Annotated in this window: 19 protein-coding genes; 5 read left to right on the top strand and 14 right to left on the bottom strand. The window is 60.5% G+C overall.

What is annotated here, in order from left to right:
• Positions 1 to 101 precede the first annotated feature (101 nt).
• From HII33_RS12290 to HII33_RS12260, 7 genes are all read right to left on the bottom strand, one after another.
• Positions 102 to 458, bottom strand: coding sequence for a type II toxin-antitoxin system PemK/MazF family toxin (locus HII33_RS12290; protein WP_179396111.1), 357 nt, complete (start codon positions 456 to 458; stop codon positions 102 to 104).
• A gap of 10 nt (positions 459 to 468) precedes the next feature.
• The gene (locus HII33_RS12285) at positions 469 to 720 is read right to left on the bottom strand and encodes an antitoxin (RefSeq protein ID WP_179396110.1); all 252 of its coding nucleotides are present in this window, start codon (positions 718 to 720) and stop codon (positions 469 to 471) included.
• 64 nt (positions 721 to 784) lie between these two features.
• On the bottom strand, positions 785 to 1,918 hold the full coding sequence (gene alr, locus HII33_RS12280; RefSeq protein WP_179396129.1) for an alanine racemase: 1,134 nt from the start codon (positions 1,916 to 1,918) through the stop codon (positions 785 to 787).
• A gap of 2 nt (positions 1,919 to 1,920) precedes the next feature.
• Positions 1,921 to 2,280 carry a holo-ACP synthase gene (acpS, locus tag HII33_RS12275; RefSeq protein WP_179396109.1) on the bottom strand — a complete coding sequence of 120 codons (360 nt, stop codon included), beginning with the start codon at positions 2,278 to 2,280 and terminating at the stop codon, positions 1,921 to 1,923.
• A 227-nt stretch (positions 2,281 to 2,507) separates the two neighbouring features.
• Positions 2,508 to 4,031, bottom strand: a complete 1,524-nt coding sequence (gene cshA / locus HII33_RS12270; RefSeq protein ID WP_179396108.1) for a degradosome RNA helicase CshA — start codon at positions 4,029 to 4,031, stop codon at positions 2,508 to 2,510.
• Between the two features lie 439 nt (positions 4,032 to 4,470).
• A complete protein-coding gene (locus HII33_RS12265; protein ID WP_179396107.1) occupies positions 4,471 to 5,859 on the bottom strand; it encodes a UDP-N-acetylmuramoyl-tripeptide--D-alanyl-D-alanine ligase in 1,389 nt (462 codons plus the stop codon).
• A 19-nt stretch (positions 5,860 to 5,878) separates the two neighbouring features.
• On the bottom strand, positions 5,879 to 6,631 hold the full coding sequence (locus HII33_RS12260; RefSeq protein WP_179396106.1) for a hypothetical protein: 753 nt from the start codon (positions 6,629 to 6,631) through the stop codon (positions 5,879 to 5,881).
• Between the two features lie 105 nt (positions 6,632 to 6,736).
• On the opposite strand from HII33_RS12260, the gene HII33_RS12255 reads away from it, so the two are divergent.
• Complete coding sequence (locus HII33_RS12255) at positions 6,737 to 7,378, top strand: SMI1/KNR4 family protein (protein ID WP_179396105.1); 642 nt, start codon at positions 6,737 to 6,739, stop codon at positions 7,376 to 7,378.
• Here the strand turns inward: HII33_RS12255 and HII33_RS12250 are convergent.
• Complete coding sequence (locus HII33_RS12250; protein WP_179396104.1) at positions 7,366 to 8,025, bottom strand: DUF2238 domain-containing protein; 660 nt, start codon at positions 8,023 to 8,025, stop codon at positions 7,366 to 7,368. The two genes, HII33_RS12255 and HII33_RS12250, sit on opposite strands and share 13 nt — an antisense overlap.
• Before the next feature lie 537 nt (positions 8,026 to 8,562).
• On the opposite strand from HII33_RS12250, the gene HII33_RS12245 reads away from it, so the two are divergent.
• Together HII33_RS12245 and HII33_RS12240 are read left to right on the top strand one after the other, a co-directional pair.
• The gene (locus tag HII33_RS12245; protein WP_179396103.1) at positions 8,563 to 9,093 is read left to right on the top strand and encodes a dihydrofolate reductase family protein; all 531 of its coding nucleotides are present in this window, start codon (positions 8,563 to 8,565) and stop codon (positions 9,091 to 9,093) included.
• Positions 9,094 to 9,147: 54 nt separating this feature from the next.
• Positions 9,148 to 9,618: a hypothetical protein gene (locus tag HII33_RS12240; protein WP_179396102.1), complete on the top strand. Its 471-nt coding sequence runs from the start codon at positions 9,148 to 9,150 to the stop codon at positions 9,616 to 9,618.
• A 69-nt stretch (positions 9,619 to 9,687) separates the two neighbouring features.
• Here the strand turns inward: HII33_RS12240 and HII33_RS12235 are convergent, their stop codons facing one another.
• The 4 genes from HII33_RS12235 to HII33_RS12220 form a co-directional block, all read right to left on the bottom strand.
• Positions 9,688 to 10,662 (bottom strand): DUF1002 domain-containing protein, encoded by a 975-nt coding sequence (locus HII33_RS12235; protein WP_179396101.1) that lies wholly within the window; start codon positions 10,660 to 10,662, stop codon positions 9,688 to 9,690.
• Positions 10,663 to 11,023: 361 nt separating this feature from the next.
• Positions 11,024 to 11,950: a Ppx/GppA family phosphatase gene (locus tag HII33_RS12230; protein ID WP_179396100.1), complete on the bottom strand. Its 927-nt coding sequence runs from the start codon at positions 11,948 to 11,950 to the stop codon at positions 11,024 to 11,026.
• Entirely contained in the window at positions 11,950 to 14,118 is a 2,169-nt protein-coding gene (locus HII33_RS12225) for an RNA degradosome polyphosphate kinase (RefSeq protein ID WP_179396099.1), read from the bottom strand. The genes HII33_RS12230 and HII33_RS12225 overlap by 1 nt, the downstream gene beginning before the upstream one ends.
• Positions 14,118 to 15,647, bottom strand: coding sequence for a Ppx/GppA phosphatase family protein (locus tag HII33_RS12220; RefSeq protein ID WP_179396098.1), 1,530 nt, complete (start codon positions 15,645 to 15,647; stop codon positions 14,118 to 14,120). The genes HII33_RS12225 and HII33_RS12220 overlap by 1 nt, the downstream gene beginning before the upstream one ends.
• Before the next feature lie 204 nt (positions 15,648 to 15,851).
• Here HII33_RS12220 and HII33_RS12215 point away from each other — a divergent pair, with 204 nt between their 5' ends.
• Positions 15,852 to 16,769 (top strand): aldo/keto reductase, encoded by a 918-nt coding sequence (locus HII33_RS12215; RefSeq protein ID WP_179396097.1) that lies wholly within the window; start codon positions 15,852 to 15,854, stop codon positions 16,767 to 16,769.
• A gap of 54 nt (positions 16,770 to 16,823) precedes the next feature.
• Here the strand turns inward: HII33_RS12215 and HII33_RS12210 are convergent, their stop codons facing one another.
• The gene (locus HII33_RS12210) at positions 16,824 to 17,555 is read right to left on the bottom strand and encodes a hypothetical protein (RefSeq protein ID WP_179396096.1); all 732 of its coding nucleotides are present in this window, start codon (positions 17,553 to 17,555) and stop codon (positions 16,824 to 16,826) included.
• Between the two features lie 244 nt (positions 17,556 to 17,799).
• Between HII33_RS12210 and HII33_RS12205 the strand changes: the two genes are divergently transcribed.
• On the top strand, positions 17,800 to 19,692 hold the full coding sequence (locus HII33_RS12205) for a helix-turn-helix domain-containing protein (RefSeq protein WP_179396095.1): 1,893 nt from the start codon (positions 17,800 to 17,802) through the stop codon (positions 19,690 to 19,692).
• A gap of 84 nt (positions 19,693 to 19,776) precedes the next feature.
• Here HII33_RS12205 and HII33_RS12200 read toward each other — a convergent pair whose 3' ends face one another.
• On the bottom strand, positions 19,777 to 20,106 hold the full coding sequence (locus HII33_RS12200; protein ID WP_179396094.1) for a helix-turn-helix domain-containing protein: 330 nt from the start codon (positions 20,104 to 20,106) through the stop codon (positions 19,777 to 19,779).
• Positions 20,107 to 20,247: the final 141 nt, after the last annotated feature.

Raw genomic sequence — 20,247 nt, 5'->3', positions numbered from 1 at the left:
CACCGATGCGCTCAACAACATCGCGACACTGCTTGCCGGCGGTCGCTAACACACGTCAAAAAGGCCGAGAGCTCAATGCTCTCGGCCTCCTTTTTGATGCCTCATACCGGACGCAGCCCGACCGAAACGGCCAGCGCCGCGTCGACGGCGGCCATTCGAGACGGCGACAGCGAGGTCACCTTGTCCATCAGCCGCTGCTTGTCAATCGTGCGGATCTGCTCTAACAACACGACGGAATCGCGCTCGATCCCGTCGGCCGTGCCGCTCAAGCCCACGTGAGTCTTCATCTTGGGCTTGGTGATCCGCGAGGTGATCGCCGCGACGATCACCGTTGGGCTGAAGCGGTTGCCCACGTCGTTTTGAATCACCAAGACCGGGCGCAGGCCACCTTGTTCGGAGCCCACCACCGGGGATAGGTCGGCGAAAAAAACATCGCCGCGCTTGATACCTTCGACCATGTTCCGCCTCCTAACGCACCAGTAAGTGGGCGTAGGCTTCGCTTTCGCAGGCCGTGAACTCATGGCAGATCTCGGCGTTGAGTGCGCCCATGTCAAGATAGCCGCCGATCATCTCCGCCACGTCTTGATTCTCACCCGCCAAAAAACACCGCAGGGCGACCGCCATCACGGCCTCCGCCGACACGGTATGTGCTTGACAGTACGCCGCCAAACTGCGCTGTAGCTGAGGCGCCAGCTGCTGGATCAGCTCATCAGTCGTCATCCGAGATCCCTCCACACACTTTCGTTTCCCTTATCCTACCACACCGACCGGCGTTGGCAAGCATCTAGTCGAGCGGCGCGACCGAGACGCGTGGCACGCGCTCCGCGATGTCACAGGCGATCTCATAGTGGATCGTGCCGGCGTGGTCTGCGACGTCTTGCAGACTGATCGTTGCTTGGCCACTCGTGCCGACCAAGACCACCGACGTACCGGCTGGATAGTCGTGCGGTAGGCGGATCATGAATTGATCCATGCAGACCCGCCCGACGATCTCGCAGAATTGCCCGTCGACCAGAACGTGGAACCCTTGCATCCGCCGCAGCCAGCCATCGGCATAGCCCATCGGTACCGTGCCGATCCACTCGTCTTGCGCCGCCCGGTAAGTCGCGCCGTACGACACGGCCTCGCCGGCGGGCAAGCGTTTGACGAAGCTGAGCGTCGACACGAGGCTCAGCGCTGGCACCAGCGGGTACGGTGTGGTCGGGATCGCCCGGCCTGATGGGTTGAGGCCGTACATCGCCACCCCGTAACGGATCATATTACCGTTACAGGCGGCGTGCCACAGACTCGTCGCAGAATTCGACACATGTACATAGCGTGGCTTGTGCGGCAGCGCCGCCAGGAAGGCCTTGAAACGACCAACTTGGAGCTGAAAATAACTCGGATCCGGCTCGTCTGCCGTGGCAAAATGCGTGAACAGGCCCTCAACGTCAAAACACTCGGGGTGAGCGGTCATTCGTGCACAAGCCGACTGTAGCGCCGTTACATCGCGAAAGCCGATCCGCCCCATTCCGGTATCCATCGCGACATGAACCGCGAGCGGTGGCAACGTCGACTGACTCAAGTGTGGCATCGCCGCGATCAGCCAAGCCTCGTCGCCCACCGGTACCGCGATGTGGTTAGCCGCGGCAATCCCAGCGTACGCCGGCTCGATGATCCCCAGCACCAAGATCGGTTCAGTGAAGCCTGCTTGTCGCAGCGCAAGCGCCTCGTCCAGGATCGCGACACAAAACCCGGTGGCCCCGGCCGCCTGAGCGACGCGTGCGACCCGTAGCAATCCATGGCCGTAACCGTCCGCTTTGACCACCGCGAAGAGCGCCGTGCCGTCAGCAAGCCCGGCCAAGGCGTGTTGCACGTTCTGATAGATCGCTTGCTCGCTCACCAGCACCCGCGTCGGGCGTAGCGTTGCCGTCACCATACTCATTGCGCTTCTGCCTCCAAGATCACTTCTGTCATCACCAACGTGGCCGTGTGCGAGATCGACACCAGTGCCCGCCCGGTGTACGGGTGCCGGGTCAACTCTGGTTTGCCGGACGGTGCATTGAGCGTCTCGACGTCCTGCAAGCCGACGCGGCCCAGCCCGGTACCGTACGCCTTCGCGTAGGCCTCCTTGACCGAGAAGCGGCCGGCCAAAAACTCTAGCGCTCGCTGCCCACTCAGCGCTGTATACTGCGCCCATTCTGCCGGTGTCAGGACCTTGCGCGCAAAGTGCGGGTTCTTGGTCTGTGCCGCCTCGATTCGCGCCAAGTCTGTGATGTCGATCCCCATGCCGTAAATCATGCGTGTTCCTCCTTGCACCCGTTATTGTTCCATTATACCCGTCTCCTTCCTCCGGCGGCGGGCTTCTGGCCTGAAAATCGGTCATGTTAGTGTGTCACGCGCTCAACCCGGCGCACCAGCAGAATAACATGCCGCTGAGCCGGTTGCACGTCAGACGCCACCGCGGTCCTCTGCGCCCGGCGGCGCTGCGCAAAAAACCGGCCCCTCACAGGGCCGGTCTGTTGTGCCTAGTCTTTATGCTTCTTGAAGCTGCTCTTGACGTTTTGACGCTCGGAGCGCTTCTCAGAGTATCGGCGGTTCTTGTCGAACTGGCGCTTGCCGTCGCGGCTGCCACCGTTGCGATGGTCGCCGTTGCTACGGCTCCCGCCACGGTAACTGCCACCGTGACCACCACCGTGGTTGCTGCTGCTACGCGCGTAGCCGCCGCGGTGCGGCAGCGGGCGTTCCGGTGTGATCTTGACCGGCACGGTCGATGCATCATCCGGGCTGACCGCCTTCAAGTAGGCCGAGACGATCTGCAGTGGCGTGTAACTTTCCAGCAAGCCCTCCGCCATCGGTTCATACTTCTCGAAGTCATCGGCTTCGATCTGCGCCTTGATGGTCTCAAGCCCAGTGGAGACTTGACCGAGGAAGGCCTCCTTGGCTGTCGGTGGCTTGAGGGGCATCATCCGCTTCTTGGTCAGGTCCTCGATCGTGCGCAGGTAGCCGACCTCGTTAGGGGTCACGAAGGTCACCGAGACCCCAGATTTCCCAGCACGGCCGGTCCGCCCGATCCGGTGGACGTAAGAGTCCGGATCCTGCGGGATGTCGTAGTTGTAGACGTGCGTCACACCGGAGATATCCAACCCACGCGCTGCCACATCCGTCGCAACGAGGAAGTCGAGCTCACCACCTTTGAACTGACGTAGCACGCTCATGCGCTTTTGCTGCGTCAAATCGCCGTGGATCCCTTCTGCACGGTAACCGCGCGCCTTCAAGCCACGGGTCAGCTCGTCGACGCGGCGCTTGGTGCGCCCGAAGATCAGGGTCAACTCAGGCGACTGAACATCGAACAGGCGCGTCATGATATCGAATTTTTCAAAATCCTTGGAGCGTACATAGTACTGATCGACGGTATCGGCCGTCAGCTCCTTAGACTTGATCTGCACCGTGACCGGTTCGCGCATGAAGGTGTTGGTCAGGCGCATGATCGGTGCCGGCATGGTCGCAGAGAACAGCAGGGTCTGCCGCGTCTCCGGTGCAGACTTGACGATGTTTTCGATGTCTTCGATGAAGCCCATATCCAGCATCTCGTCGGCCTCATCGAGGACCAGCGTGCGCAGGTTCTGCAACTTCAAGGTGTGGCGGTTCAGGTGGTCGAGCAGACGGCCCGGCGTCCCCACCACGATCTGCGGGTGGTCGGCCAGCCCACGGATCTGCCGGCGGATATCGGCGCCCCCGTAGACGGCCTGGACCTTGACGTGCTTGTCGACGCCGAGCTTGTACAGCTCCTCTTGCGTTTGCACGGCGAGCTCACGGGTCGGTGAGATCACCAGTGCCTGCACGTTGCGGTCGGCGGTGTCGATCATCTGCAGGATCGGCAGACCGAACGCCGCGGTTTTCCCGGTCCCAGTCTGCGCTTGACCGATCACGTCCTTGCCTTGTAGCATCAACGGGATCGTCTGTGCTTGGATCGGGGTCGCTTCTTCAAAACCGGACCGTTCGATCGTCGACAGCAGCTCTGGGGCTAAACCGAGTTCATTAAACTTCAAAAATGTTCCTCCTTAAATGTGTGCCGGGCAATGCCCGGCACTCCTGGTCATGCGAAAAGCCGCCCACGACCAAGAAGAAACACGGTGTCTCGGTCAACCACGGCTATTTTCTGAAAAGTGTCCTATCTATCTTACCATTGTTTGGAAGGGAACACAAATGTTTGTCTCCCCGCCGACAGATGCAATCAGGGGACGCACCATGAGCAACGGTTCGCGGTCGCCCGCAACGATCCCAGAACAGGACGCGCGATCAAGTCCGCCCGTTCCATCCCCCGTTCAGCGCATAAGCACGGCCCCAGTCAGCCCCACACTCGGGGTTGACTGGGGCCGTGCTTGAACTGCGAGCGAAAACTACGGATGTCGTCGCCTTGAGCCTGTCTGTGGTGATTCCGGCAGTGTACCGGACCCAAAAACTGAAACCAGCTGACCGCCGTTCGGCTCAGGCGCGCGTCCCGTTGATCAAAGCGGCCAAGACGACTTCGAGGTGTAGGCCGTGGCTGGCCTTGAGCATCACCATGTCCGCGTGGCCGACATCGTCCAGCAAGGCCGCGGTCAAGCGCGACTGATCCGCCTTCGGGAAGTAGTGCAGGTGCGCCGCATCGTATTTGGCCGCTAAGGCGTCGCGCAACGTCACGATCTCATCGCCGTATAGGTAGACGTCTTGCACCTTAGCCGGGTCCAGCGCCGTGGCAACGCTAGCGTGCAGCGCACCGCTGGCCTCACCGAGTTCAAGCATATCCCCGAGCACCGCGATGCGCCGGCCTTGGGTCGGAAATTCGCTAAAGTCAGTGAGGACAGCTTTCATCGCGGTCGGGTTGGCGTTGTAGACGTCGCTCAGGATCTGCTCACCGGCATCTCCAGTCACCCACTGCGTCCGGTTCTTGGTGATGGCAAAATCCGCCAGCGCTGACTGGATCGCTTCCGGGCGAATGTGAAAGCGGCGACCGACCAGGATGGCAGCCAAGGCGTTGGTCACGTTGTACTCCCCCATCACCGGGATGGTGAAGCGCAAGTCTGGCCAACGCGATAGCGAGAAGTCCGTGTGGTCCTCGAAAGTCGCGATATCACGTGCGAACAGTTTGTTGTCCGGGTCGAGGCCAAAGGTCCGCTGCTCCTGCGGCACCGCCGCTGCGCGTTCGCGCAGTAGCGGCTCGTCACCGTTGTAGACGAACAGGCCGTCCGCCTTGAGCCCGTCGACGATCTCCATTTTGGCGTCCGCGATCTTATCGCGTGTCTTGAAGAACTCGATGTGCGCCTCACCGATCATGGTGATCACAGCGACGTCAGGCTCGACCAACAGGCTCTTGTCATGGAGCTGACCCGGCCGGTCCATTCCCATCTCGATGACCAGCACTTCCGTATTGGTATCCATCGCAAGGATCGTCATCGGCACGCCGATCTCGTTGTTGAAATTGTCCTTGGTCTTCCAGACATGGTACTGCGTCGCCAAGACGGCGGCTGTCATGTCCTTGGTCGTCGTCTTGCCGTTGCTCCCCGTGATCGCGACCACCTTGGGGTTGACCTTCATCATGAGATAGTAACGCGCCAGGCTACGTAACGCAGTCATCGGGTCCGGGACGATCAGCTGAGGGATCGTCGTCGCCAGCGGGGCGTGGTCGGCCTGCACGAAAGTGGCCGCCGCCCCGGCCGCCGCCGCATTGGGAATAAAGTCGTGGCCGTCGCGCGCCGATATCAGCGGGACGAACAGCTCACCCGGCTGCAAGTCGCGCGTATCGAACGCGACTCCGGTGATCGTCGGGCAATCCTCTTCCGCAACCGGACACGTGGCCCCCACCACGCGTGCGATCTCACTCAGCTTCATCTTCATTGATTCGAACACTCCTTCTTTATATCGGTTGGGTCAATCCGGTCACTCGCCACTGACCGGTCGCGCGCACCAAGATCAGATCGCCGCGGCGCTCGCCTTGATCAGGCGCCAGCACCTGATCCGGCACAAAGCGGCCCTTTGGGTGCACCAGCGGGATCTTGACCTGATCACGGCTGAATCCGCCCCGACTGAGGTCGAACATCAGACCGTCCTCAAGCGCTGGGTACAGCGTCTCGATCACACTCGACGGCACCGCGGGAAAATGCTGCGATCGCAGCCGCAACCAGAACGGCTGGTCATTGGCGGCCAGCCGCAAGTTGCGCACGATCGCCGCCGACAACGTCTGACTGAACAGCTCAAGCTTGCGGACATACAGCGTCACCATGTCGTTATTCAGCGGCAGGTAGACGATCTGGTTTTGGAGCTTATAGTAGTAAGGCGGCTGAATGTGGCGCTTAGCGTGCCCGAGATACAAGAGCTCGGCGATCTCGCTTGGTGTCAACTCGCGCAGGTAAGTCCCATGCTTATAATCCAACCAGCTGCGGTCGCGCGCCTGTTTGCTCCGCAAAAAGGCGGCCACCGCCTCTGCGCCGCTAATCTCGTTGAAGCCAGTATGCGGATCGATGAACTCGTCATCCGACACCGGCGGCAGCAGCAGCAGGTGCCGAAACGGCACGCGCGCCGCAGCCAGTACGTCGCTTGCGGACAGGCCCGCCGTCAGGAATAGGTGCGCCAACGGTTCATAATGCACATAGATCAAAGTGTTACGCAACGTCTTGCTCCTTCTCCGTTCTACGCTGATTATACGACATTTCGGGGTGCCTTGCTGGGGAACGTGTTAGGATGAAAGCAACCCTACCGAAAGAAGGTCGCCTGCATGCACCCTTGGCCCAACTCGATCCCCCCATTACCCTTACCGACATTGACTCCCGATCCGCGGATCCCATCGGCGTACACTGCCTTGATCACGACGGGCCAATGGCCGCACACCTGGTTCCTACCGACGACCGAGCCGACCAGCTGGGCCCCAGACGGCGCGGCAATTCACGCCTTCTTGGCACCGGGCGAAGGCCCTGTGGCCGCCCCGGTGACCCCCGACCTCGTGCCGTTCGCCTGTGACGACGCCCAGCTATTCTGCTTTGATTTTACCACCACTCCACCGAGCATCCGCTACATCGACCAAGACGTCGATCAGTGGCTGACCGTGGCGCCGAGCTTCGAGGCCTTGCTTGCGCAGCTGACCTGGCGCGCCCCGACGCTGGCCGAGCCGATCACGGCACAGCAGCGTGCTCACGCGATGCTCGTGGCAGATGGGGCTAGTCTGCCGACGCTGTTCGCCACGCTACGTGAGGACTGGCCCGCGGATTGGGCGGCTTGGCTCCCAGTGCTCGCCACGGCGCCGGAGGCTGATCGGCGCGCCGCAGCCCAGGAAGAAGCGGCCTTCGTGCGGCGCTTCATGGCCCACCGCCTCACCCCTGCGCAGCACGCCGCCTTGGTTCGGTTCGATCAGGCGCGATGATCGAACATGAAGGTGTCTAGCCACGCGCGGTCATGTGACACGCCGAGGTACGTCCAGACCGCGAGCACCAACGCGCCGAACACGTCGGCGAACAGGTCTCCCATCGTGTCCATCAGTGCGGCGCGACCGACCAGCGGTGTGTGCCCACTCATATAGCGTTGCATGTTCAGCCCGCCGAGCCCGTCACCGGTGAATTCATAGAACTCCCAGAACACGCCGAGCAGCACTCCGAAGCTGAGCGCAAACAGCGCAAGGAGCAGCGGTGAGGTGCGTTGAAGCTGTGCGCGCGGGGTTAGTGCACCAAAGATCGCCAGGCCCAGACCGGCCAGTAGCGCCGCGGAGAATAGGTGCAAGAACTTGTCCCAGTACGGGATACTATAGAACTGCATCCCAGTACCCAGCAGGACGGAAGCGAGGATGAATGCCTCGTAGATCACCTTCAATAAGAGTGGAAAGCGAAAATGTCCCAGCCGCTCGATCAACAGCGGCGCTAACGCCAATCCGATCCCGGCGGCCACCTGTACCGCAAGCATCGTCTGACCGGGATACAGGGGGTGTCCCGCCAACAGTGCCGGAACGCACACGACGAGGTACGCAACCCCACCCAGCACGTTCAACCAATAGCCGACCTTCAATAGTTTCGCCATCATAGTCTCCCTTCATCCGACTGTGCGAACCCTGCGCATCACAGACATAGGCCAGGGTAGTTCGTTGGCCCCCGTCCCTTTGTCTCCAGTCTACCGGGGTGCGGACGCGCTGTCACCCTAATCCGCCGCACGTGACGAGTTTGTTCGCCGCGCCGCTGCCAAAGGGCAAAAAAAAAACCACCATCGCTGGTGGAAAAGTTTGGGGGAACTTTTTTGGGAGTGTAAGTTAATGTGTAAGCATAAGGCCGATTACCATTGCCTTAAGTATGGTTATATTGTATCGTGATTTTTCGCTAAAAGTCGGTCAATATTCATAAAAACACTTTAGTTTTTTTGTACGTCTCAACGAATTTTTAGATGAACGGCGGTGGGCCGGGCCCTGTGCGTTCGGGTCGACCGCTCGACCACCACATGTTGGCCAGCGTCAGCCGTGACCCACCAGTACCGGTTGCGGTCGATCGGCGGGGGCGGATTCATCCTGTGAGCGCTTTCTTTTTTGTGATACAATGAACGTATCAAGTGAAATGAGGTGGCAGAATGACCGAACGTAACGTGATCCTCTATCTATCTGAGAGTCTGGACGGCTTCATTGCCGAGCGCGATGGGTCGACCAGCTTCTTGAGCAAGCTGAACTCCAGCGCGGCCGACGCAGCGTACCAGGATTTTTACCAGAGCATCGATACCGTGCTGATGGGCCGCAAAACGTATCAGCGGGCGCTGCAAAAAGCCGGCGTCTACCCGTATCAGGACAAAGAAAGCTATGTCTTCTCCACCACGATGCATGACACCGATGACCCGACGACTGTCGTTGCCGGCAACATCCCGAACTTCGTGCGCCAGCTGAAAGCCAAGCCCGGTAAAGATATTTGGTTAGTCGGCGGGGCAGACATCTTCACCGATCTGCTCAAAGAAGACCTGATCGACACGCTGATCATCACCATCGCGCCAGTGCTCCTGGGCGATGGCATCAGCCTCGTCGCCAGCAACCTGACCGACGTCCCGTTGCAGCTAACCGATGCGACACAACACGACCAGTTCGTCACCCTGACCTACGCCGTTCAAAAATAAGTATGCCTGCGCCGGCGACCCTGCCGGCGTTTGTGTGTCCGAGAGGGCCTGCCGATGAAACGCACCCACATCCTGATCTTGATCCTGACCGCCCTAGCGCTCACCCTGGCCACCACGCTGACCCTTGTTAAGGCGACCCGGCGCAGCGATCACCAGCTCTATGCCAACTTGGTGTTGAGCACCGACAGTCCCGTGACTGATCTCACATTCACCGCACAGGTCCACAAGCAAGGTTTCGACCGTTACACCCTCAAACGTAGTCCGACCATCGACCTGACGCTCCAGACGCCAGTGCCGCGCGGGACTCGACTCACGCTGAAACTGACCGGGGCCACGCACCGCCTCTACTACCAGCGCACGGTCCTCGTCACGGCCACTCGTCACCAACTGACCGGTACAGCTGGTATCGACGCACAGACCCTCACCCACTTGGGCGCCGGTCTGCCGCTGACGCTCACCGCCACGGTGACGCTACCCAGCGGGCGGGTCTTCCACCACAGTGAGGCGGTCATCGACCTGAACTGAGCCGCCAGCACTAAAGCGCCGCTGATGCGATGACGGGTACGCATCACATCAGCGGCGCTTTAGTCTGTCCTAGTTGAACCACCCGGCAACCCAGTCGAATAGTGCCTTGAAAAAGTTGGCGATGCTATCGCCGACCTTCTGCAAAAAGTTGCGGTTCTCCGCCGTGTTCAGGCTCGCAAGCTTGTTGAATAGGCTCTTGGCACTATTCTGGATGCTCGTCGCCAGCTTCTGGGCTTGCGCCTTGAAGTCACTAGACTTCAGCGCGCCGGAGGATTGGATCTTCACCAGCAGGTTGACGATCTGCGTGCGCTGGTCGTTGGTAATGATGTTGGTCAGGTTATTTGCGTTCAGTTGCGAGTCCACGATGTTCCCGATCTGGTTTTGCGACAAGGTCTGCGTCCCGCTATTGCTCTGGTTCGCCATGTCCTTTTTCATCCCGGCAACCGCGTTGTTGAGTTGCTTATCGGTGTAGCCATCCTTGTCCTGGTTGGCGCTTGTGATCGCCGAAAGCGTGTTGACCTCGGACTGCGCGGCGTTGATCTGCGCGCTGTTGAGCGTCTGGCCATTACGCGCAAAAGCCGCGTAGACCCCGGCCAGTGCGCCCGAGCCGTCGATGCGGACTGCGCTTGTGATGTAGAGGTTGGCATTGGTCACCCCGGCGGTCAAGGCGGCATTGCGGTATTGGTCGGCCGTGATCGTCGTGATGTTGTTGGTCCCGTTGTACGGCACGATCTTGACGTTGATGCCCCCGTCATCGGTTTTTTGCACCAACGCGCTGGACCACACGCCGCTGGCGCTCGTGAACGTTGAGCCCGCCGGATTCAGGTACTTGACGAGCGTGTCGCCGGTGACGGTCAGCTCACTGACATTGGACACGCCGGCCGCATTCTCCAACGTGGTCAGTGTGCCACTTTTCTGATCGGCCGTCAGGCTCGTCCCCAGCGTCGCGACCGGCGCCCAAGTGTCATCTGCGTGGACTGGTGTGACGGCAAGGCCTAGCATACTTACAGCACTCAAGGTGAGCGCGATCAACCATTTTTTCATGTGCAATTCTCCATTCGTTAACGTGACCCCCCGTGATCATCCGCGGGTAGATCAAGCATAGCAGAGCGGTCCTGGGTGCACACGCCGGGGCACTTTTTTTAATGAAACCTTTGCACGCCGCCTTGCCATGGCCCGACACGACCATCACGCGGGTTAACGCCCAAAAAAGCGCAGTCCCCTATGACCCCGACGTGCGGGATCGACAGGTGGCTGCGCTTATCTGGCGCGTATTGCCCGTTCGAACGCCATGTGTGACAGGCCGGCACACGCTTAGACCGGGGCCACTGCAAGGCGCATCCCACGCTGAACTAGTCCTGAGCCATTGACGAGGTCATGCCCTGATGGCCTCAGCAGCCGACCCTCAGACCAGTTCGTGCGCGTTGAGGTAGGCGTACAACGCGCCTTCACGCAGCCCATTTTGGGAGAAGGTCAGCCGGTCGGAGTCGAGGTAGCGGATCATCGTGATCACCGGGATCAGACCGCCGACGATAATGTCGGCGCGCTCCTTCGCCAGGCCAGGGACCGCCTTGCGTCCGTCGAGGTCCTTGCTCAGAATATCGGCGAAGATCGCGTTGGCGGCAGTGGTCGCCATTCGGTAACCATGAATATCTTCAAAGTTCACCATCTGCTCCTTACGCCGCTGGATCTTAGCCAGCGTGCGGTTGGAGCCGCCCAGTGCGACGATCGGCAGGTTCAGTGCTTTGCGTAGCCACCAGATCGAGTTGAGCACGCGGTTGAATTCGGAGATCAGGTTGAAGAGCTCGGCGGCACTGATCTGATCACGGCCGAGGTAGCGCTCGGTCAAGTTGACCGAACCCACTGGCAGCGAGACGCGATGCTGCAACTTGCGGTTCTGGACTAGGACCAGTTCGGTCGACGCGCCGCCAGTATCAAGGATCAGCGCGTTTTGGATCGGCAATGTGTTGATCACACCGAGGTAATCGAGCTCGGCCTCGCGCGTCCCTTCGATCACGGTGATCACCAGGGCAGTCGCCTGGCGCACGCGGCGCAGAAACTCCTTCTGGTTGCTGGCCTGGCGCGTCGCGGCAGTCGCATACGCCTCAAGCGTCAAATCGTCAAAGGCTGCCGCCGCGGTCACAAAGCGGCTCAAGGCCGCAATGGTCCGACTCATGGCCGGCTCCTGTAGGGTACGCGTCGGCCCCATCCCCTCAGACAGGCGCACCATCTCCTTGAGTTTGAGGACCTGTTTGGGGGTCCCGTCGGCATCCAGCGCCCACACGCTCAAGCGCGCAGAGTTGGAGCCGAGGTCGATCACACCGTAATGCATCAGTCTTCCTCACTTTCCGGCGCCATCATCGGGGTGAACCGCCGCGTATTTTGGGGATCATCCGCAGCGGCCTCTTGGTCGATACCAGCCGCATCACGCAGCGTGTGCGCATTGGCCGCCGCCATGAAGGTCGCCTGTGCGTTGAGTTTGGTCTGACCGCGCAAGTCGATGCGCTCCCAGCTATCATCCGGCATCAACACACGCGTCTTGACATTATCATCCCACAGGGTCTGGAAGATCTCGCAGACCCGTGCGTGGATGTCTTCTTGTAGGATCGGAAATAGCAGCTCGACGCGCCGCGATAAGTTGCGCTTCATCAGATCGGCGGAGCTCAGGTACAGGTGTTCCTCCCCACCGGCGTAGAAGTAGTAGAGCCGACTGTGTTCGAGGTAGCGCCCGACGATCGAGTGGACTGAGATGTTCTCGGACACCCCGGGGAGCCCGACTTTGAGGTTGGTGATCCCCCGCACGATCAGCTCGACCTTGACGCCAGCCGCCGCGGCCTTGTACAGCTCAGCAATCATTTTGGCGTCCGACAGTGAGTTCATCTTCATCCGGATCAAGGCCTTGCGCCCTGCCTTGGCGTGCGCGATCTCCTCGTCGATACGCTCGGTGAGAAAGTCCCGGATGCCCAGCGGCGCGATCACCAGCTTGTTGAAATACGCCGGCTCAGAGAAACCCGAGAGCATATTGAAGATATTGGAGGCGTCGGCCCCCATCTCGGCGTTGGCCGTGAACAACCCGAGATCGGTGTAGAAGTTCGCGGTCACATCGTTGTAGTTACCGGTCGCCATATGCATATAGCGGCGGATCCCGGTCTCCTCACGCCGCACGACCAGCGCCAGCTTACTGTGCGTCTTCAGGCCGACCAGCCCGTAGATCACGTGACAGCCCGCGCGCTCCAGCTCCTGTGCCCAGTGCACATTGTTCTCCTCGTCGAAGCGCGCCTTGAGCTCGACCAAAACGGTGACTTGCTTGCCGTTTTCGGCTGCCTGTTTGAGGTAGCGAATGATCGGCGACTTCGAAGACACGCGGTACAGGGTCATTTTGACCGCCAGCACCGCGGGGTCGATCGCCGCCTGGTGGATGAACTCGACCACTGGCGCAAACGAGTCATACGGGTGTTGCAGCAGAATATCGTGGGCCCGGATCGCGTGAAAAATGTTCCCGTCGATCAGTCGTGGGTCGACATACGGCGCGAATGGCGTATACAGGAGTTCGGCATGGTCGCGGACCGCTTTGACCAGCTTACTCAAGACATTGAGATCGATCGGCCCCTTGATCTCATAGATGTCGTTCGGGTCGCGCATGTCCAGCCCTTTTTCCAGCCGCTTGCGCAAGTACTTGCTCATCCCTGCATCGATCTCCAGGCGCATCACCTTACCGCGCTGGCGCTTCTTGAGTTGCGACTGGATCTCCTTCATCAGATCGGACGCGTCCTCTTCGGCAACATCGAGGTCCATGTCGCGCGTCACGCGAAACATCGCGGTCTCCTGGACGTCCGCCCCAACGAACAACTCACCGACATAGGCCTGCACGATCGCCTCGAGCAGGATGAAGTCATTGGCCGCACCCGGCAACCGGAGCACGCGGGGAAAGACATCCGGCACCTGCACCATCGCGAAGCTGCGAGCCTTGTCGTCTTCAGCTTCCTCGGGGCGCTGCAGGCGGATCGCTAGGTTCAGCGAGTTGTTGCCAAGAAACGGGAACGGCCGCGTGGGGTCGACGCCCATCGGGGTCAGCACCGGGTAGAGCTCCTGATGGAAGTAATCCGAGACAAATTCGTGTTGCTTCGGGCTCAGGTCATCGAATTCGCGCAGCCGGATCGCCAGTCCCTCCAGCTTGGGCACCAGCGACCGCGACCACGTGCTGTACTGCTTGTCCACCATCGCATGCGCCGCCTTGGCGATGGCGCGCAGCTGGGCGGCCGGTGTCATCCCCGCCGGATCCGGCGCGTTGTAATCGACGGCCACCATCTTACGCAGCGACGCGACCCGGACGTTGAAGAACTCATCGAGGTTGCTCTGCGTGATGCCGAGGAAGCGCACGCGCTCCAGCAACGGGTTGTTATGGTCGCGTGCTTCTTCCAGCACGCGGTCGTTGAACGCGAGCCATGAAAGCTCACGGTTCGTGTAGTAATGGGGATCATTGAAGTCCAGTTTGGTCATCACAGTCGCGTCCTTCCCTTAAGCTCGATCGGTAGCCCGAAGACCGCCGCAAAAAACTGCCCCTTACGCCGTAGCGTCCAGCGCTCCAACTCCACATCATCGCTGGCGGTCGCGGTCAGCAACACTTTGTCTGGTTGCACCGACACGCGGATCTTGGCGATTTTTTGCTGGCGCGAGGCATCCAGCGAATCCGCCACGCGCAGTAGCGCCGAGAGCTTGGCGATCACAAGGCGCCGCTTAGAGTTCAGCTCGTGCAGATCGGACAGATCGGTCTGTGGCGTGTCTGAACTGTGGTAGCGCGCGATGGTCGCGACCATTCGCTGCTCAGCGGCGGTCAGCCCCATCAGTTCAGAGGCCTGGATGATGTAATCCGAGTGCTCGTAGTGCTTATGCGTATCGATGTAACTGCCGATATCGTTGACCGTCGCGGCGATCTCCAGCAGCAAGCGCTCACGCCGACCCAGTCCGTGGAGGCGGTGCAACCGATCGAACAGCTGCAAGGCGAAGGTCACCGTCGACTCACGGTGACGCACATCGACCTGGTAACGGTCCGCTAGGTTGCGGGCCGAGATCAGGATCTCCTTGGTCGGGTCGATCGTCACCGCCTTAGAACCAGCCGCCACGGCCCAGTTGACCTGCAACCCGTCTAGGAGCTTGAGATTCGAGATCCACAGGCGCTCGGAGTGCAAGTTCTTGACCAACCGGTAGACCAGAAGGACCGTTGGGAGCACCTGCGCCGTCTGCGTCGGTGTCAACCCGTACTGGTCACTCAAGTACTGGTCAGAGGCGTGCGTGACTTCGTGATAGATCATCGCCAACCCCTCGCTGTCCGTCTCGACCGTGCGCTCGCCGGTCGGGATCAGAGTCTCGAACAACGATAGCGCCGAGCCCATCAACACCATATTGGGATAGTGAACGTCGCGTGGCAGTAAGCGCATGAAGTCGACCAGCATCGAATCGATGTAGTCGCGCATCACCTCAACGTAATTCGGCACGCTACGCTGCAAGTCGCTCATCACCTCGAACACCCGCAGCGGGCCGATCGACAGGTTGCGAGAGAAGCCGAACTCGCCCCCATTGAAGGCCGTCAGCTCGACCGTCCCACTCGAGATATCGATCAGCAACGTCCCGGTCTGAGTGACCGCTTCGAAGTGCGGGAACTTGGCCAGCACCGCCTGCGTACGGAAAAACGATTCCTGCGAGAGCGTCAGCGGTTGCAGCGTCCAGCCGGTCCGACTGAGGATCTGATCGCGAACGAATTGCGCATTCTTGGCTTCATAGAAGCTGTGGCTCCCGACCACCTGGGTCTCGCGCACCCCGTAGTCGGCGAGCACCTGCCCGATCATCTGCAGCGCTAGGACCAGCGCGTCAACGGTGTCCGGCTCGATCTCGTGGGCAGCAAAAATATCCTCCCCGATCGCCACCGGGTATTGCCCCTGCTCGATGATGTCCATCGTCCGCAGGTTCGTGATCGCAAACGACACGCTTTGCGCTCCGATCACAACGAAGCCTTGCTCTGAGACTGCCATAGTCTGCTCCTCCTGTGCCCCAGCGCGGGGCCACTCCCTTGAATGGGGGCGGGACTCACCTTCGATGCAGTCACGACGAGTCCCGACCTGACACTAGGTTCATCATACCACGGGACGCCGCGACACACAGCGGGAAGCCGCTTTCATTTGCCTGGTCAGTGTGCTAGGCTGAAGGAGATTCTAGGCATAAAGGAGTGTCCTCTAATGAAAATGATCGACTTAGGCCAAAGCGGCCTGAACGCCTCGGCAATCGCGCTGGGGGTCATGCGGATCACCAAACTGGATCTTGCCGGCGCCACTGAACTGCTGGAGACTGCGCACGCGGCGGGCATCAATTTCTTCGACAATGCCGACATCTATGCCGGCGGCGAGGCCGAGACCCTGTTCGGCCAAGCTCTACGCAACGCGAGCTTCAAGCGCGAAGACGTGCTCGTCCAGAGCAAGGTCGGGATCGTGCCCGGCAAGCGCTACGATTTTTCGACCCAACACATTCTCGACAGCGTGGATGCGAGCCTGAGCCGGCTCGGCGTCGACTATCTCGATGTCTTGCTGCTCCACCGGCCGGACGCCTTGATGGAACCGGAGGCCGTCGCCGAAGCCTTCGACACGCTTCAAAACGCGGGCAAGGTCCGCCAGTTCGGGGTCTCCAACTGCAACCCAGGCCAAGTGGAGCTGCTGAACACAGCGGTCTCCCAGCACCTGATCGCCAACCAGCTCCAGCTCTCGCTGATGCACACCGGCATGATCGACGCCGGTATCCATGTCAACATGACCGACGACCGTGCAACGAACCGTGACGGTGGCATTCTCGAGTACAGCCGCCTGGCCGGCATGACCATTCAGGCGTGGAGCCCGTACCAGTATGGCTTCTTCGACGGCGTCTTCATCGATGACCCGAAGTTCCCGGAACTCAACGCTAAGCTGCAGGAGTTGGCCGACCAGTACCAGACGAACAAGAACGCGATCGCCAGCGCCTGGCTGCTGCGGCTACCGGGGACGCAGGTGATCGCTGGGACCACCAACGCCAAGCGCATCCAGCAGATCGCCGAAGCCGGCGACGTTCGCCTCGACGCGCAGGAATGGTATGACCTCTACTTCGCGGCAGGCAACGATCTGCCGTAAAGCCCGACTAAAAAAGCTTCTGGCCCAAAGTGGTCAGAAGCTTTTTTAGTCGACTCACGGCTTCAAGATCGCGTAAGCCTCGCCGATCGCATCTTCAACGCTGGGCGAGTCCGGCAAGATCAACGAGACCTTCGGGTACTCGAAGAAGCTGGTCAAGACGTCGAAGTGCCATTCGTAGTAATCCGTCGTGCTAGAAGACGTCTGGGTCTGCGCACCGCCGACCACGATCCCTGTATTACCGATGGCGGTCCCGCCACCGTACGTATTCGAAGTGCCACTGGTCTGCGCCCCAGTGTGGAGGCGCTCACGGGTGACCTCTTTGATGTCGGCCTTATTGTACCCGACGACGAGGCTCTGACTCGTGTTGAGGTACACGAAGCGGTCGTTATTGTACAGGATCACCTCCAGCCCATTGCGGTACCGCGTCCACGTCCCGCTCATCAGCTTCTGTCCGACCTCATACGCGACCATATCGGCATGCTCATACGCAACGTCCAGGAACCTCCGCTGCGCCGCTTGTAACTTAGGATCCAGGCCCTTGAGGAGCCAATTCAGGATCAGTAACGGAATGACAAACATCAGCCCCCAAAGATCCATGATCCCGATCACGATCAAGACGATGCTCCCGATCCGAAGCCACTTATACAGCTTGCGTTGCGATTCGATCGACGCCTCGGTCTCCTCATACGTCGTGGCGGCTGCCGCCCCTTTTTCCCACTGATCCATATCCGGCACGCCCAGTTGGGTGGCTGAATTCAATTTGAGCGGGAATGTGAATTCGCCCATAGTCTAATACCCCTTTCCGCCCCATCCATCGATTCGACAGGTTGAATCGTATGTTATCGATGAACCTTACGCGCTTCAATCCCTTTCGGCGTTGATCGATCAGTTTTTGTCCCGTTCTTGCATTTATGTAAAAAAACGGGTTGAGTCTGCCCGCGTTGTGCGCGATATTACAGATATGCAGAAGGTGGCGCTTGGGGGCAACGCACCGTCAGTTGGGTCAGGGTCCTCGAAAGGGTGTTATCAAATGAGTACACAGACGATCGGCGGATTCTTCCGCCAGTTTCGCAAGGAGCGCGGGCTATCGCTTGAAGAAGCCTGCGCGAATACCGGGTGTTCCCCCGCCGCCTTATCCCGCTTCGAGCGGGATCAAAGCGACCTGAGCGTCGCCAACGTCACCCAGCTGATCGGCAATCTCCGGCTCGCCGCCCACGATCTGCTGTGGTTCGATGCTAGCCGTGAGGACCTACTGGATATCAGCGTGTACTACGCCTTTTTGGCGGGCGACACCGCGACGCTGCACACCAAAGCCGCCGCGTACACGCGCACCCACCCACTCAAGGCCCGCTGGCCGCTCAACGGGCTCGTGCAGCTGCTGTTCAGCGTGAGCCAGTGGCCGGTGACCGCACCTGCCCGTCAATTGTCGCCACAGCAAGAGCAACAGCTCCAGTCGATCCTCATGCCGTTCCCAGGCTGGAGCTATGAGGTCCAGACGCTCACGCTGGCGGCCACACTTCAGTTCGCCAGCCACGAGCTGATGGCGACGATCACGCAACAGTTCATCGCATACGCCGAGTCGTTCACTGCCGCAACGATCGGCTCCTCGGTGATCACCGGCACAGACTATGCACACCTGCTAATCCACCTGCTCAGCCACCGCGAGTTCGCGCTGGCCGATGCCCTGCTCCCGGTCACGCGCCGCTACCACCAACTGCGGCTCGATCATCGGCCGGTCAGTCCAGTCGTCGTCTATGCGATCAACGCCACCCCGCTGATCCAATTCGCGCAGGCCGCTGCTGACTGGCTACGCGCACCGAGCCCGGCGACCACCGTCGCGGCCACCCGCCTGATCCACCAGGTGCACGAGCTGGGGGCCCAGAGCCTCGCAACTTACATGCAACGGATGTGGGCCGTGATCCAGCCAGGGGTCTCAAGTTGGCACAATCCCTCGCTGACCCCGGGTGTGCCGATCGCCTTTGACCCCGACAACTGGCAGTTCAATGGCTCGACACTCAAGGCGGTCCGCCAGTACTACCACCTTTCGCTTGCTCAGACTGCAGTCTCGTGGAGTGCCGCGACCCAGTCGCGCTTCGAGAACGGTCTGACACAGCTCGGCTTCAACGAAGCGCGAGCGCTAGCGGAAGCACTGCTGCTCAACCCAGTGATTTTCTACCTCGATCTCTACCCGTTGCCAGTCGCCACTTTAGCCAGAATGCTCGCGAACCACACCGGACCGGATCGCGTGGCCAACATCACTGCGGCGTTAGCTGACGCCCTTGAGACGCTACCCACTCAGCCTCAGGGCTACGAGTTGCTGATCAAGGCTGACCTTGAGGCACGGGCGATCCAGCTCCTTCAAGGCGAAGGCTTGACCCCGGCAGCCCTCGATCAACAGATCGATCGTGCGCGGGTGCGCCATGACGCCTTATCCGGCCTGTACCAACTTGAGCACGTGCAGTTCTCGGACTTGAATACGTTCTTGACTATTACCGACGTCCTGGGGTTCCCACCGGACGATATGGTCAATAGCTGGCGTTGGCTCTTCTCCCATGCGACCTTTGATCTGACTAAGAGCCAACAGGCGACTGATCTTCTCACCAACATGGTGATCACGCTGGCGGCACACGCGGATGTGCCACACATTCGCCAGCTGCGCCACGCAGTCGCCAATCTGATCCACCATCCCGTATGGATCTCTTACGTCGCAACAGCGACGCTGACGGAGCACCTCGTCGCCCTATACATGGCCCCTGAGCGCGCCGCGGTGACATGGGCCGCACTCGACCGCCAGCGCGCGACGATGCGCCAGTTCGCCTGCCCCAGTGACCCAACTGGCGGCTGGATCGGCGACGAGAACGAGCGCGTCGAAACAACGGTGCGTTCGGTTTTTGACCGGTGGCTACAAGCACACACCGACTAAGCCCTTGTTTGATCCAAACCGACCGCCCCCCGCCGAGCAAGCGTCACTTGCCAGGCGGGGGGCGGTCGTGTCAGCACGTTGGCGCTAACGGAGCGCGTTGACCATCCAGACGATGAAGCCGCCGAGCGCAAACAGTAACCACCAGTAGTGCGCCAACCACATCCAGCCATTCATCGGCGGTGTGGTCGGCGCCGAAGCTGCCGGCTGGGCTGGGGCGGGTGCACCGAGCACCAGCGTGTCGAGGCTGACCGCCAGCGTCTGGGCCAACTTCACCAGCGTGCGCAGATCCGGGGTCCCGTCGCCAGTCTCCCATTTTGATACGGCCTGACGTGAGACGAAGCACGCCGCCGCGAGGTCATCTTGCGATAATCCGCGCTGCGTGCGCAGTTGCTTGAGCTGAGTCGCGAATTCCATGAGGCCACTTCCTTTCTACTTCAGTGTAGCCGCTCACCGGCCGCAAGGCGAGCAACAGGACTGCAACGCGCGCCCGGATCGTGGTTGCGCACCGCCACCCTGGGTTGCGCAACCGGCGCGGAGCGCTGGTGGGCCGAACTG

Source organism: Lacticaseibacillus absianus (genome assembly GCF_013407595.1).
Lineage (GTDB): Bacteria > Bacillota > Bacilli > Lactobacillales > Lactobacillaceae > Lacticaseibacillus > Lacticaseibacillus absianus.
This window is presented reverse-complemented; position numbering and strand designations above follow the sequence as displayed.